Here is a 14,286-nt window from a genome sequence, read left to right as displayed (position 1 = left end):
GCCACACCCCTCCGGCCAGGGAACAAACGGCCGTCAACGAGATTCGGCCACGATCGGCGATCCACATCACTGAGTGTTAGAAATGAGGCACCCTCAGCCATCGGGCAGCGCCCTGGGCCGGCCCCTTCCGGACGGAGTCAACTCCCCATGCGCGCGACCTTCCTGAAGGCAGCCCTGGCCGTCGGCATCGGCGCATCGCTCTGTGCGGGCCCGGTGGGCGCGCCGGCCGGGGGCACGGCACGTACGGCGCCGCAGTGCCCCGTGGTCGACGTGCTGGCCATCTACACGCCGAAGGCCGCGAAGCGGGTGGGCGGCGAGCACCGGGTGCCCGCCTCGGCCCAGCGGATCGCGACGCGGATGAACCGGTCCCTGGCGGCGGGCGGGCTCTGCGGCATCATCCGCGTCGTCCATCCGTACACGGCGACCGGTTACGAGGGCTCGGAGGAGTTCCGCGCCGCGCACGCCACCCTCAAGGACCATGCCGCGGGGCTCGGACGGCAGGCGCACGAACAGCGGGCGCGGTACGGCGCCGACCTGGTCACGCTCGTCGTGGACCGCCCGCAGCGGGGCGGCGGCACGGCGGACTACACGTCGGCGCTCGGCAGTTCCACGGACGAGTACGCCTACGCGGTCGTCGACGTCGACGGGATCGACCTGGATTCGGCGAGCCACGAGATCGGCCACAACCTGGGCCTCGCCCATGACCGCAGGACGCTGGCGGGCAACGCGGACGGCTCGATGAGCGTGAGCCGGAACCATCCGTACAACACCGGCTGGATCACCGAGGACGGCAAGCGCTACACGATCATGGCGTACCGCTCCGCGTGCGGGGACCACTGCCGGCGGATCAGCCGGTTCTCCAGTGCGACGCAGACCTGGCAGGGCCACCGGCTGGGCGACGCGGACAACGACGGCGTACGGGTGCTGCGCGAGACCATGCCGATCGTCGCCGGATACCGGGATTAGTACGGCGACTGCGCTTGAGGTGACGATGCGGCAGTCGCCGTACCGGAGCTGATCCGGCCGCCCGCCGAACGACGTCCCGCCGGTCAGGCACGCAGGCGCGTCACCCGGTGCCACGTCCCGCCGGCGCGCCACTCGTTGCCGCGCTGCCCATTACGGAAGCGCGTCACCCGTTACGGGGGCGCGCGCCGTCCAGCGTCAGGTCCACGATCCGGCGCGCGAGCCCCCTGTCCAGCGGCGCCCCGGTCAGCAGGACCCGGGCGAACAACGGCCCCGCCAGGGTCTCGGCCACCAGCCGGGGATCGGTGTCCGGGGCCAGTTCGCCGCGCTCGATCCCGCGCCGCACGATGTCCTCGCCGCGCTCCAGCCGGGCGTCCCAGTACGGGAGACGCCCCGCCTCGACGGTCGCCGCGTCGGGGGAGGCGCCGAGGTGGAGCAGGACCGCGCCCTGCGGCGAGGCGAGATAGTCCGAGACCGCCGACATCAGCTGGGTCAGGTCCTGGCGCACGTCCCCCGTGTCGGGCGCGGGCAACGCGTCGTCGGCGTGCGAGCCGAGGGCGTCGAGCAGCAGGTTCTCGCGGGTCTTCCACCGCCGGTACACGGAGGTCTCGTGCACCCCGGCCGACCTGGCGACCGCCGCGACCGTGGTGCCGGTGAGTCCTTCCGACGTGAGCAGGCCGACGGTGGCCGCCAGCACGGCCTGCCGCATGCGTTCGCCCCGGCGGCGCAGCGGCGCGGGGCTCTTCTCGGTGGTCACCCCCGAATCATATCGCAAGGCGACTTGCTTTACGGGCAGGCCGGGCTTACGTTTCAAAGCAAGGCGACTTGCGATAGGCCGCCGATCCGAACGTTAGGGACCCGCCATGGAACGCATGCGCGCCGCGCGTCTGCACCTCCCCAGCCGCACCCTCACCGTTGAGGAGGTGGACAGGCCCGTGCCCGGCCCCGGCGAGGTGCTGGTGAAGGTCGGTGCGGCGGGGGTGTGCCTCTCCGACGTGCACCTCATCGACGGAACCCTGAGCCCGATGTACCTGGAGGGGGACACGGTCACCCTGGGCCACGAGGTGGCCGGGACCGTGGCGGAGCCGGGGCCGGACGTCACCGGCTGGACGGCCGGTGCGCGGGTGGTCCTTCAAGCGGGCGAGGAGCGCCGGGGCCGGACGTACACCCGGGGCGTCGACTACGACGGCGGGTGGGCCGAGTACGCCCTCGCCACCGCCGCCACCCTCGTCGCCCTGCCCGACTCGCTGCCCTTCGAACAGGCGGCGATCATCCCGGACGCGGTCTCGACGCCATGGGCGGCGGTGACCGGCACCGGTGACGTGCGGGCGGCGGAGGCGGTGGGCGTCTGGGGTGCGGGCGGGCTCGGCGCGCACGCCGTGCAGCTGCTGCGGGCGGTGGGCGCGCACCCGGTCGTCGCAGTGGACCCCGCCCCGGCGGCCCGGCGGCGGGCCCTGGAATTCGGGGCCGACCTGGCGCTGGATCCCGGCGATCCGCTGTTCCGCGAGAAGGTGCTCGGGGCGACGGGCGGTGTGGGCCTGGAGGCGGCGTTCGACTTCGCCGGGGCCCCTCCGGTCCGCGAACAGGCGCTGACCACGCTGGCTCCGAAGGGGCGGCTGGTGCTGGTGGGGCTGACCGCCCAGCCGCTGACGGTCGCCCACGGCACCCTGTTCAGCTATCTCCAGCAACGGATCCTGGGCCACTACGGCTCGGAGGGACACCATGTGGCGCAGCTCGTCCGGCTCGCCGAGGGCGGCCGGCTGGACTTCTCCCGGTCGATCACCGATGTGCTGCCCCTGGCCGACGCGGCGTCGGCGGTGCGTCGGCTGGAGACCAGGGAGGGCGACCCGGTCCGGATCGTTCTGCGGCCGTGACGGACGCGTCCGTCACGGCCGTGCCGGGGCGCGGCTGCCGGTCCGGGGCGCGTACAGCGCGCATCCCGGACGCGGCGGGCCCGCGCGGCCCTCTCCTGCCATGCCGCGGCCGCAGCACACCTCGCCGCGGGCGAAGCGCACCCTTCCACGGCCGACGAGCCCCGCGGCCGCTCCTGGCGGTCAGCCGTTCACGGACGACCGTCATCAGCCGTTGGCGGCGCGATCAGTCGTTGACGGCCGTGATCAGTCGTTGACGGCCGTGAGCAGGACCACGGCGTCCTGGAGCGCCAGCAGCCCGTGCCGTTCCTGCGGGATCGGATGCAGGGTTCCGGCCGGAAGTTCGGCGTCTCCGGAGGCGGCGGTGAGGCGGACGCTGCCGCGCAGGACGAGGAGCGAGGCGGCGGGCGGCGCGTTGTGCTCGTCGAGTGCCGTCCCCTCGGTGAGCGCGATCACCGTCTGCCGCAAGGGTGGCTGCTGGAGCAGGAGGTGGGCGCTGCGGCCGTGCGCGGCGGCGCGGGCCGCAGTCAGGTGTTCCTCGGCGAGTGCGTTGAGGTCGTCCATGTGCCCACTGTGCCGCAGCCGTGGCGGCACCGCGATCCATGGGCCCAGTGGGGTGCGTTCGCGGTGGATCCCCGTACCACCGGATCCGGCTCGGTCAGCGGCTCGCCCGGAGGGACCGGTTCCCCCACGGATACCCGCGCGGAGCGGTTCGACGGTGGCCATGCCGGTCGCCGCGCCCGTCACGGCGGACGAGGCGGACGAGGCGGACGAGGCGGACGAGGTCACCTGATCGCTGCCGTCCGCGACGCCGGTGCGAAGGTCGGGCGCGGAGCCGGTCTGCTCGGTGGCGGGGCCGTCCACCGATCCGGCAGCGCCGGACGGCCGGACCGGGGAGCGGATTCCGCCGTGCGGTCACCGCTCCCCCGCCCCGTGGACGGGCTGCCGCCGGTCCGGCCGTCCGACGGATCGTCAGAGGCCTCCGGTGTACAGCAGCCGGTCGGGCGAGCCCTGGCCGAGGCCGGAGAGCACGTCCTCGGTGGCCGTGTACGTCAGCCACCGTGCGACGGCGGCGGGCGAGGCCCAGGGGTTCTCCTCCTTGTAGAGCGCGGCGACGCCCGCGACGTGCGGGCTGGCCATGGAGGTGCCGTTCAGCGAGACGGTGCCGCCGCCGAGGCGGGCGGAGACGATATCGACGCCGGGGGCGTACAGCGCCAGGCAGGAGCCCCAGTTGCTGAAGGAGGTCTCCCGGTCCTGCCGGTCGCTCGCCCCGACCGTGACCACGCCGTCCGCGGCGGCCGGGGAGACGTCACAGGCGTCCCGGTTGTCGTTGCCCGCGGCCACGACGGGCAGCACGCCCGCGTCGGCGACGGACTTCACCGCCGCGTCGACCGCGGTGGAGCGGGCGCCGCCGAGCGAGGCGTTCAGCACGGCGGGGGTCCCGCTGCGCGCGGCGTCCCTGGCGACCCAGTCGAATCCGGCGAGGACGCCGGCCCAGGTGCCCCGGCCCTGGCAGTTCATGACGCGTACGTTGACCAGCGAGGCGTCGGCAGCGACGCCCGAGGTCGCGCCGCCGACGGTGCCCGCGACGTGCGTGCCGTGTCCGTTGCAGTCCATGCCGCCGCGGCCGTCCCCGACAGCGTCGAACCCGTTCACGACCCGCCCGCCGAATTCGCTGTGCGCGGCGTCGATCCCGGTGTCCACGACGTACGCCTTCACGCCCTTGCCGGTGGCCGTGGTGGTGAAGGTGTCGTCCAGCGGCAGGGTGCGCTGGTCGATACGGTCGGTGCCCCAGCCGGCCGCGGGGGCCCGCAGCAGGTTCGCGGCGGTCGGCGCGGGGACGGTCACCTCGGCGTTCTCCTCGACGGCGAGGACGCCGGGGACGGCCCGTACCGCTTCGAGTTCGGCGGCGGTGAACGTGGCGGCGAAACCGTGCAGGACGTTCCCGTACGTGAACAACGGGCTGAGCCCGAACCCCCGCAGAAAGGTCTCCGGCGGGAGTTCGGGCTCCAGGGTGACGATGTACTGCCCGGGTACGGCCCGGGTGGACTGCTCCACCAGGACCCCTTCCGGTCCGCTGTCGGCCGAGGCCGGGGCGGGAGCGCCGATCAGAGGTGCAATCACCAGCAGGGCGGCCGTGGCCCATCGGGCGGGCAGGCGCATGCATTCTCCTCGGGTGGGGATCCGTTCACGGAGCGAGTGCATCCGCGAAGCGCGAACACCCGTTCCTTCGTCCCCGTCCGTCGGTCGCCTTAGCGGGTTCAGCCGGACAGCGCAACGCCTGCGGTCAGCTCCAGCTGGTCCAGGTCATGTTCGACGCCCGCCCGGAGGTCGTCGCTCGCCCAGCTGCCCACGGCGACCTCTGCGGTGATGCCGGGCCCGAAACCGGCGATGAGGCCCTGCGCGGATTCGGCGGCTCCGCCGTCGTCGAAGAGCCGTGCCAACGCGTCGAAGACGACGGAGCTGGCGATGTTGCCGCGTTCGGTGAGGGTGGCCCGGCTGTAGCGGAACATCTCGGGCGGCAGCTTCAGGAAGTGGCAGAGGTCGTCCAGGATGCGCGGCCCGCCCGCGTGGACGATGAAGAAGTCCATGTCCGGGACGGACCAGCCGTGCAGGTCGACCAGGTCCTGGAGGACCGGGGCGAGCATCTCCATGGTGCCCGGGACCCGCTTGTCCAGCTGGAAGTGGAACCCGGTGTCGCGCACCGCGTAGGAGATCCAGTCCTCGGTGTCGGGCACCAGGTGGGAGCCGTTGCGCTCCAGGCGCATGCCGGTGCCGCCCCGTCCCCGTACGACGGCCGCGGAGATGGCGTCCCCGAAGAGTCCGTTGGAGAGCAGCGAGCCGACCCCGATGTCGGTGGGCTGGTAGCACAGCGAGCAGAACTCGCAGGACACGATGAGGACGTTGGCCTCGGGGTAGGCCAGGCAGAAGTCGTGCGCGCGGTTGATCGCGGCGCCGCCCGCCGCGCAGCCGAGCTGCGCGATGGGCAGTTGGCGGGTCTCGGCTCCGAAACCCATGGTGTTGATGATCCACGCGGTCAGCGAGGGCATCATGAAGCCCGTGCAGGAGACGTAGACGATCAGGTCGATCTCGGACGGGTCGGTCTCGGCGTTGGCGAGGGCCGCCCGGACGACTTCGGGGACCCTGGCCTTGGCCTCGGCCTCGTACACCCGGTTACGGAGTTCGAATCCCGGGTGCTTCAGGGTCTCCTCGATGGGCTGCACGAGGTGCCGGGTCTGTACGCCGGTGTTCTGGATGAGCCGCAGGACGAGGTCGCGCTGTGGGTGCCCGGCGTGGGTCTCCCGGGCCAGGTCCAGGGTCTGCTGCATCGTGATGACGTGCTCGGGCACAGCGATGGCCGGTCGGCACAGGGTCGCCATGGGTTCTCCTCGTTCTCTGGAGCGGAGGCTCTCGTCACCATGTGACGGGCAGGGCGAGCGGGTAACGCCAGATGGACGTCGTGTTCCACGAGACGTCCGCGGGCGGCGCGTCCAGACGCAGGGCCGGGAAGCGGGTCAGCAGCGTGGAGACGGCCACTTCCAGTTCCATGGTGGCCAGCGGCGCGCCCAGACAGTGATGGGCGCCCCAGCCGAACGTCATATGGGGGATGGAGGGCCGGTCGGGATCCAGCTCGTCGGGGCGGTCGAACTTGGCGGCGTCCCGATTGGCCGTCAGATAGGACACGTGCACCACGTCACCGGCCTTGATGAGGACGCCGCCGAGCTCCACGTCCTCGGTGGCGATGCGCGGGATGCCGACGCCCTTGCGGAAGGGGATGTGGCGCAGCAGCTCCTCCAGGGTGCGGGGCAGCCGCTGCGGTTCGGCCTGGAGGGACCGCATGAGTTCCGGGTGGGTGAGCAGGGTGTAGGCGATGTTGCCGAGCTGGTAGGTCGTGGTGTCCTGGCCGGTGATGAGCAGGACCATCGCCATGACGGCCAGCTCGTCGTCGTCCAGCAGTTCGGCACCGTCCCGGGCCGTGGCCAGGGTGCTGATGAGGTCCTCGCCCGGGGCGCGGCGCCGCTCGGCGGTCAGTTCCTGGAAGTAGCCGCGCAGCTCCGCCTTGGCGCGTACCGCGTCCTGCTTGCCCGCGGCCCCGACGTTCATCATCGTCATGGCGTGGGCCCTGAGCCAGGGGCGGTCGGCCTCGGGGATGCCGAGCGCCTCGCAGATGGTGATCAGCGGCAGCGGCGAGGAGACCCGGGCGACGAAGTCGGCCGGAGAGCCCTCGTCCGCCATCTCGTCCAGCAGCCGGTCCACCACACGCTGGGTCCCGCCGCGCATCTGCTCGACGCGGCGCGGGGTGAAGCTCTTGGCGACCAGGCTGCGCAGCCGGCTGCTGGCGGGCGGGTCCATGAGATTGATGGACTCCGCCTGGACGATCGGCTCCGGGGTCATCCGGGGGAAGTCACGGCCGAGGACGGCGCTGCGGCTGAACCGCCGGTCGGTGGTGACCGTCCGGACGTCCTCGTAGCGGGTGACCAGCCATGCCTCGCCCTCTCCGTACGCCATACGGATGCGGGACACCGGCTCCTCGGTCAGCAACTGCCTGAGCTGGGGGTCGAACTCCAACTGCTGCGCGTAGTCGAACGGGCAGCTCCTTACGGTTTCCATGTTCTGCACCGAGGTGTTCTCCACCGACGTTCTCCCAATGACCGCTTCGAGGAATGGGGGCATGCCGGACCGGGAACCGGGACCAGACCTCCCCTCTGTGCCCCGTCACTCTACGGAACATGTCGGTGACACGCAGCAGTCAGCCGATCAGAGGGGCGCACGCCCCGGCGCGGAGGGGCTCCGGGCGAAGGACCTGGTGCGTTGCCCGTCCGCGTCGCGCCGGCGCAGGGCCGCCTCGACGGGCAGGCCGAGGCCCCGGGACAGGTCCGGGAGCGGCCCGCTCGCCCGCGTCAGCCGGTGAGCAGATCCGGGTTGCCCGCCAGTGCGGCGAGGCGGCCCTGCGGGTCCGGGACGAGCCGGCGTGCGGTCAGGTCGAGGACGCCGGCCACTCCAGTGATCTCCGCGGCCACCGTGCCGTCCTCCTTGATGATCTTCTGCTCCAGGGTGAACGTCTTGCCCGTGCCGTAGTCGAACCGGCAGGTGACCCGTACACGCTCACCGCCGCGCAGCTCGCGGCGGTATGTGACCGTCACCTCCAGCTGCACCGGGCCGATCCCGGCGGCCAGCAACTTCTCCTGGGGCAGTCCGGCGGCCCGCAGCAGCTCCCAGCGGGCGTGCTCCGCGTACTGGAGGTAGACGGCCTGGTTCAGGTGGCCCTGGGTGTCGAGCTCGTACCCGCGCACGGTCACGTCAACGGAGAAGGTCATGACTGTGCGAACACCTGCGCCCGGCCGCCCATTCCGGTGGACCGGGCCTGCCGGATGCCTCCACTGCACCACGGTCGCGCACGCAGACGTTTTCAACGACAGAAAGCAGGAGGAGACGGCCTCAGCCGAGGAACGGCGCGGCGGTCGCCACGAACCGGCCGGGGTCGTCGACCCACGGGTAGTGGCCCGCTCCGGACTGCACGACGAACTCGGCGCGCGGGAACAACTCCGCACACGCGGCCACTGCCGGAGGCGGACTGTTCAGGTCGAACTCACCGGCGAGCAGCAGGACAGGGCTCCCGAGACCGGCGAGCGCCATACGCGCGGCCGCCGGATCGAAGGCGCCTTCGGCCGCGAAGTGGGCGACGGCCTCGGCGTTGTCCGGCTGTCCGGCCGCGTGGTGCCGCCGAGCCTCGGCGTCCCAACGGCCGCAGAAGAAGGGGGCGACGGCCTCCCAGTCGCCGCCGGAGCCCTCGATGACCGCCTCCAGCGCGGCGAAGGCGGCCGGGAACCACGGCTCACCGCTGCGGCGCAGCGCGAGCGCACGACGCATCTCGCCGTCGATCTCCACACCCACCGCCCGCAGGCCGGGGCCGATCAGCGCGAGTCTGGCGACGCGTCGCGGGTGGCGGGCGGCGTACTGCACCGCGAGGTTCGCGCCGGCGGAGTGCGCCAGGACGTCCACCCGGTCGAGACCGAGGTGGGCGCGCAGGGCCTCGACGTCGTCCACCTGGCGGTCGCAGCGGTAGGAGGCGGCGTCTTCCGGGTGTGCGGAACGGCCCGTGCCGCGCGGGTCGAGGAGGATCAGCCGCCGGTGCGCGGCCAGGCCTCCGAGGTCGCCGAGGTAACCGGAGCCGGTCGGGCCTCCCGGCAGACAGATCAGGGGGTCGCCGTCTCCGGCCGTGCGATAGGCGAGCCGGGTTCCGTCAGGTGCGTGAAAAGTGGACACGCCGGCCACTCTGCACGCCGCGACGAAGGATTACAACCAGGTTATAAACCTCGTTCCGGTCAGGTATAACCGAGCTATGACAGACAAGGAAGGCCTGCGTCACCACTCCGGGTTCCTGACCGAGGAACAGGCCGGAAAACTGTTCGCCGGCATGAACGAGGTCATCCTCGCGGGCGAGGAGATGCGGCGACTGCGCAGCGAAATGATCACACTGTTCGCCGGCCTCGGCTGGACCCAGGAGACCATCGCCCGGCTCACCGGGATGAGCCAGCCCGCCGTGTCCAAGCAGGTGACGAAGAGTCGGCCCGGCAAGCCGGCGCCCCCGCCGGGTGTCGCTCTCGAACAGCACGACGCACCCTGGCTCGAAGGGCGGCTGTGGGGGCTGGCCGAGGAGATCTCCGAGACCCTCCACGACGACGCCCGCTGCACCCGGCTGGTCGACGCGCTCGGCCGGGGCCGGAAGCGGTTCACGCCGCAGAACGTCGACGCGCTGCGGCGGCTCGTCGAGCAGGACCTGACGGAGCATCGGGCGGACCTGCCCGGCAGCCATCGCGACGCGTACGACGTGATCAGCCGTGGGCTCGACGTTCCCACGGAAACAGCCGTCGCCGGATCGGCCCAGGTGCGCCGCACCCTGGCGCACCGCGTCCAGCGGGACCGGCTCGCGGGCGGCGGCCGCTGAGCCGCTCGCCGTTACCGCGCACACTCCCCCGGCCGGTTTCCATGAAATGCCGGCCGGCGGGTTCCGCCGGCCGATGGTCCAGCGTCCGGCCCGTAAGGTACGGGCCCGTGAGGCGGTGGGTGACGGGTAGCCGGTGGCGGGAAGGACCGGACCTCGCCACCGTGCCGCACCGACCCGCGAGCCCGGTCACCGGCACGAGCCTGATCACCGTGTCCGCGAGCGCGCGCCTCCGGCGGCGGGCGCCGATCGTTACGTATCGGTAGAATTCAGGCATGGGAGAGCGGCCTGCGACGCCGACTGCGCCCGAACTCGTTCTGGAGACCGATCTGAGCTCCACGGTGATGAGTCCGAGCCGGGACTACCATGTCGGGCGCGATCCCGGGAGCGACGTCGTCATCGACGACATCCGGGTCTCCTGGCACCACGCCGTCCTGCGGCCCGAGGCCGGGCACTGGACGATCGAGGACGAGGACAGCACCAACGGCACGTACACCGGTGGCCGGCGCATTCACGCCTCGGACGTCGGCGCGGGCAGCGAGATCCGCTTCGGCAGTGCGAGCGACGGACCTCGCGCGGTCCTGCTGGGCCGGGAGCCTCCCGCTCCCTCCGCCGGCCGGCCCTCGGCCGTGTCGATGCCCGCGGCGACCGGCACGTTCCGGCAGCCGACGACCGTACGTCCGCTGCCCGCGAAGACCGTGCGGATCGGCCGCGACCCGGGCAACGACCTCGTCATCGACGATCTGGTGGTCTCCCGCCACCACGCAGAACTGCGGGCCTCGGCCGACGGCACCTACGAGATCGTCGACCTCGGCAGCCACAACGGAACCTTCCTCAACGGTCAGCCGGTCGCCCGCGGCCCCGTGGGCGCCGGTGACATCCTCGGTATCGGTCACTCGGCGTTCTGCCTGGTCGGCGACGTACTCCAGGAGTTCGTGGACACCGGTGAGGTGTCGCTGGACGTCCAGGACCTGGAGGTGACGGTCGGCCGCGCGGGCAAGGACGGCAAGATCCTGCTGGACCGGGTCTCCTTCCCCGTCGGCGAGAAGTGCCTGCTCGGCGTGGTGGGGCCCAGTGGCGCGGGGAAGTCCACGCTGCTCAACGCGCTCACCGGACAGCGCCCCGCCGACAGGGGCACGGTGCTCTACGACGGCCGTGACCTCTACCGGGACTTCGCCGAACTGCGCCAGCGCATCGGTCTCGTCCCGCAGGACGACATCCTGCACTCCCAGCTGACCGTGCGTAAGGCCCTCGGCTACGCCGCCGAGCTCCGCTTCCCGCAGGACACCGCGCGGGCCGAGCGGCAGGCGCGGGTCGCCGAGGTGATCCAGGAACTCGGCCTCGAACAGCGCGCCGACCAGCCGATCCACTCGCTCTCGGGCGGTCAGCGCAAGCGGGTGAGCGTGGCCCTTGAGCTGCTGACGAAGCCCTCACTGCTCTTCCTGGACGAACCGACCTCGGGGCTCGACCCCGGTATGGACCGCTCGGTCATGCACATGCTGCGCGGGCTGGCCGACGACGGCCGTACCGTCATCGTCGTCACACACAGCGTACTGAGCCTGGAGGTCTGCGACCGGCTGCTCGTCCTCGCGCCCGGCGGGCGCATCGCCTACTACGGCCCCCCGGACGACGCCCTCGCCTTCTTCGGCTTCACGGAGTGGCCGGAGGCGTTCGAGGCCTTCGAGAACGACCGCGACCGCGACTGGGCGGTCACCTACGCCGGTTCCCCCTTCCACCGGCAGTACATCGTCAACGCCACGGCGCAGCCCCACCTGCCGTCGGCCGCGCCCGGAGCGCTGGTCGCGCCGCCGCCGAAGACCCGTAACTGGGGTGCGCAACTGCACACGCTCGTACGGCGGTACGCCGCCGCGCTGAGCGCCGACCGGACGTTCCTGATCATCATGATCGCGCTGCCCTTCGTCATGGGCGCCATGGCCCGTGCGCTGGCGGGCAGCCGCCTCACCCAGGAGACGGCGATGAACGCCCTGCTGATCCTGTGCGTGGGCGGGGTGCTGACCGGAGCGGCCAACGCGGTACGGGAGTTGGTCAAGGAACGGGTCATCTACCAGCGGGAACGCGCCGTCGGGCTCTCCAGATCCGCTTACCTGATGTCGAAGATCGTGGTGCTCGGAACCGTCACCGTCCTCCAGGCCGTGGTGCTGACCCTGGTGGGACTGGTGGGCGTCGATCTCAACGCACCAGGTGGCGAAGGGGTGTTCCTGCCGCCGCTCGTGGAGATCACGCTGGCCGTGGCCCTGTTGTCCTTCACCGCGATGATGCTCGGCCTCCTGGTCTCCGCGCTGGTGCGCAAGGAGGAGGTGACGATGCCGTTGCTCGTCCTCCTCGCCATCGTCCAGGTCGTCTTCTGCGGCGCGCTGCTCAAGCTGAACGGGGTTCCCGGGGTGGAGCAGCTGGCGTGGCTGGTGCCGTCGCGATGGGCGCTCGGGGCCATGGCCGGGACGATCGACCTGGCGCGGATCGTGCCGGGCGAGCTGACCTCCGATCCGCTCTTCGGGCACTCGGCGGGGGTCTGGCTGCTCAACATGGGCATGATGGCCCTCCTCTCGCTCGTCTTCGGGTACGTGGTCGTGAAACTGCTGAGGCGGCACGAGCCCGCGGTCATGCGGAAGTGAGGCGGTTCCATGGCGCCCCCGGATTTCCGTCCCACGCACGTGGTCCCGCCGGACGGGCTGCCTGCCTGGGAGTCCCCCGACGTCGCCCGGCCCACCGACCCGCTGGACGCCCTGCTCCCGGTGCAGGTGCGGGACCGGCGCGGGGACTGGGCGTACGTCGCCTGCTCCAACGGCTGGTCGGCCTGGGTCGACGGGCGGCGCCTCGTCTCCGTACCGCAGACGCCTCCGGCCGCCGGGGCGCCGCTCGCGCGCACGGCGGACCCCCGACCGTTGCTGGCCAGGGCGCAGGAGTCGCTGAGCCAGTACCGCCGCGCGGCGCAGGACCTGGCCGAGGGCCGTAGCGACGGGGAGGGCTTCCGGCGGCGGACGCGGGGGCTGCGGGTGGGGATGGTGGTGGACGGGGAGTCGATGTGGCTGTACGACGCCGAGCACGAGCGGTGGGTCTACTGCGACGGGACCCGGCTGAGTACGTACGCGGCGCAGGTGAGCCCGGGAGCGGCGGGCCCGGACCCGGACCCGGCAGAACCTGACCCGTCAGGACCGGCGTCAGCGGAGGCCGACGCCCCGAGGACCCCGGCGCCCCCGCGGATCATGGCCGGTGAGGGACCCGAGCCGACCCGTGTGGCACCGCCGGACGGCCCCGAACCCACCCGCGTCGTCACCCCGGACCCACACCACCCCAGCCCCGTCGCACCACCCGACGGCCCCGAACCCACCCGCGTCGTCACCGCCGACGGCCCCGAACCGACCCGGGCGATCACCGTCCCCGGGCCCGACGAACCGCCCGGTGGCGGGGCGTCGGGGGATGCGGGGCGGTGACGGCCGATGGCGCCACCGCCTCCACCGCCACCGCCTCCACCGCCACCTCCGTCGCACGACGCCGGGCTGCCCACCGGGCACGAGGACGATCTCGTCGGCAAGCAGATCGCGAGCTACCTCGTGGAGGCCGAGATCGGCCGCGGCGGCATGGCGGTCGTCTACCGCGCCAAGGACCTGCGGCTGGACCGGATCGTCGCGCTGAAGCTGCTCGCACCCGAGCTGGCCCGCAACGACACCTTCCGCCGGCGGTTCACGCACGAGTCGCGCGTGGCGGCCGCCATCGAGCACCCCCACATCGTGCCGGTGTTCGAAGCGGGCGAGACCGAGGGGCTGCTCTACATCGCCATGCGCTTCGTCGCGGGTGCCGATCTGCGCGTCCTGATCGACCGGCGCGGGCCGCTGGACCTCACGGCCGCCGTCCGGATCGCCGCGCAGGTCGCGTCCGCGCTCGACGCGGCGCATGACCACGATCTGGTGCACCGGGACGTGAAGCCCGGCAACATCCTGGTGGCGGCGGGCACCGACAGCGACCATCCGGAGCACGTGTATCTGACGGACTTCGGGCTGACGAAGAAGTCGCTGTCGCTGACCGGGTTCACCACGGTCGGCCAGTTCGTCGGCACCCTCGACTACGTGGCGCCGGAACAGATCTCCGGGCGGCCCGTGGACGGGCGGTGCGATGTGTACAGCCTCGCCTGTGTCGTCCAGGAGACCCTGACCGGTGCGCCGCCCTTTCAGCGGGACGACGACATGGCGCTCCTGTGGGCCCATCAGTACGACCCGCCCACCCCTGCGAGCGGGCTGCGGTCCGGGCTTCCCGCCGCCGTCGACGGCGTACTGGCGAAGGCGCTCGCCAAGTCGCCGGAGGACCGTTACGAGACCTGTCTGCGGTTCGTCGCCGCGCTGCGGGCCGCCGCTGCGGGCATCCGGCCCGGCGAGCACGCGCCGACCCGGGTGGACGCGCCCGCCGGCTCCTGGTCGGCTGCCCGCGAAGCTCCGCCCGCGCCGCCGCGCTGGGCCGCCCCGGTTTTCCCGGGCACCGGCTGAGCGGGCG

12 protein-coding genes and 1 pseudogene are annotated in these 14,286 nt (G+C 72.3%); 6 read left to right on the top strand and 7 right to left on the bottom strand.

The features are described 5' to 3' along the window. The first annotated feature begins 147 nt into the window (after positions 1-147). Positions 148-966, top strand: coding sequence for a M12 family metallo-peptidase (locus ACGF2Y_RS18795; RefSeq protein WP_392948465.1), 819 nt, complete (start codon positions 148-150; stop codon positions 964-966). A 163-nt stretch (positions 967-1,129) separates the two neighbouring features. Here the strand turns inward: ACGF2Y_RS18795 and ACGF2Y_RS18790 are convergent, their stop codons facing one another. Beyond that, complete coding sequence (locus tag ACGF2Y_RS18790; RefSeq protein WP_392948462.1) at positions 1,130-1,720, bottom strand: TetR/AcrR family transcriptional regulator; 591 nt, start codon at positions 1,718-1,720, stop codon at positions 1,130-1,132. A gap of 106 nt (positions 1,721-1,826) precedes the next feature. Between ACGF2Y_RS18790 and ACGF2Y_RS18785 the strand changes: the two genes are divergently transcribed. Further along, positions 1,827-2,837, top strand: coding sequence for a zinc-binding dehydrogenase (locus tag ACGF2Y_RS18785; protein WP_392948460.1), 1,011 nt, complete (start codon positions 1,827-1,829; stop codon positions 2,835-2,837). Between the two features lie 243 nt (positions 2,838-3,080). On the opposite strand, the gene ACGF2Y_RS18780 is transcribed toward ACGF2Y_RS18785, so the two are convergent. The 6 genes and pseudogenes from ACGF2Y_RS18780 to ACGF2Y_RS18755 form a co-directional block, all read right to left on the bottom strand. After that, complete coding sequence (locus ACGF2Y_RS18780; protein WP_392948649.1) at positions 3,081-3,398, bottom strand: cupin; 318 nt, start codon at positions 3,396-3,398, stop codon at positions 3,081-3,083. 408 nt (positions 3,399-3,806) lie between these two features. After that, positions 3,807-4,997 (bottom strand): S8 family peptidase, encoded by a 1,191-nt coding sequence (locus ACGF2Y_RS18775; RefSeq protein ID WP_392948458.1) that lies wholly within the window; start codon positions 4,995-4,997, stop codon positions 3,807-3,809. Positions 4,998-5,095: 98 nt separating this feature from the next. Next, positions 5,096-6,226: pseudogene (locus tag ACGF2Y_RS18770) on the bottom strand (type III polyketide synthase); the annotation flags it as partial. A gap of 22 nt (positions 6,227-6,248) precedes the next feature. Further along, positions 6,249-7,445: a cytochrome P450 gene (locus ACGF2Y_RS18765; protein WP_392948646.1), complete on the bottom strand. Its 1,197-nt coding sequence runs from the start codon at positions 7,443-7,445 to the stop codon at positions 6,249-6,251. A 290-nt stretch (positions 7,446-7,735) separates the two neighbouring features. Next, on the bottom strand, positions 7,736-8,152 hold the full coding sequence (locus ACGF2Y_RS18760; RefSeq protein ID WP_392948455.1) for an acyl-CoA thioesterase: 417 nt from the start codon (positions 8,150-8,152) through the stop codon (positions 7,736-7,738). 121 nt (positions 8,153-8,273) lie between these two features. Beyond that, positions 8,274-9,101 (bottom strand): alpha/beta fold hydrolase, encoded by an 828-nt coding sequence (locus ACGF2Y_RS18755; RefSeq protein ID WP_392948453.1) that lies wholly within the window; start codon positions 9,099-9,101, stop codon positions 8,274-8,276. A gap of 76 nt (positions 9,102-9,177) precedes the next feature. Between ACGF2Y_RS18755 and ACGF2Y_RS18750 the strand changes: the two genes are divergently transcribed. The 4 genes from ACGF2Y_RS18750 to ACGF2Y_RS18735 all read left to right on the top strand — a co-directional run bounded on the left by ACGF2Y_RS18750 (position 9,178) and on the right by ACGF2Y_RS18735 (position 14,279). After that, a complete protein-coding gene (locus ACGF2Y_RS18750; protein WP_392948450.1) occupies positions 9,178-9,783 on the top strand; it encodes a sigma-70 family RNA polymerase sigma factor in 606 nt (201 codons plus the stop codon). 272 nt (positions 9,784-10,055) lie between these two features. Continuing rightward, complete coding sequence (locus tag ACGF2Y_RS18745; RefSeq protein WP_392948447.1) at positions 10,056-12,413, top strand: FHA domain-containing protein; 2,358 nt, start codon at positions 10,056-10,058, stop codon at positions 12,411-12,413. 9 nt (positions 12,414-12,422) lie between these two features. Continuing rightward, entirely contained in the window at positions 12,423-13,232 is an 810-nt protein-coding gene (locus ACGF2Y_RS18740) for a hypothetical protein (protein ID WP_392948445.1), read from the top strand. 6 nt (positions 13,233-13,238) lie between these two features. Beyond that, positions 13,239-14,279, top strand: coding sequence for a serine/threonine-protein kinase (locus tag ACGF2Y_RS18735; RefSeq protein ID WP_392948444.1), 1,041 nt, complete (start codon positions 13,239-13,241; stop codon positions 14,277-14,279). Positions 14,280-14,286: the final 7 nt, after the last annotated feature.

The organism is Streptomyces sp. NPDC048142 (assembly GCF_043202835.1).
Taxonomy (GTDB): Bacteria; Actinomycetota; Actinomycetes; order Streptomycetales; family Streptomycetaceae; genus Streptomyces.
The sequence above is the reverse complement of the archived record's forward strand: the minus strand, read 5'-3'. Positions and strand labels throughout refer to the sequence as shown.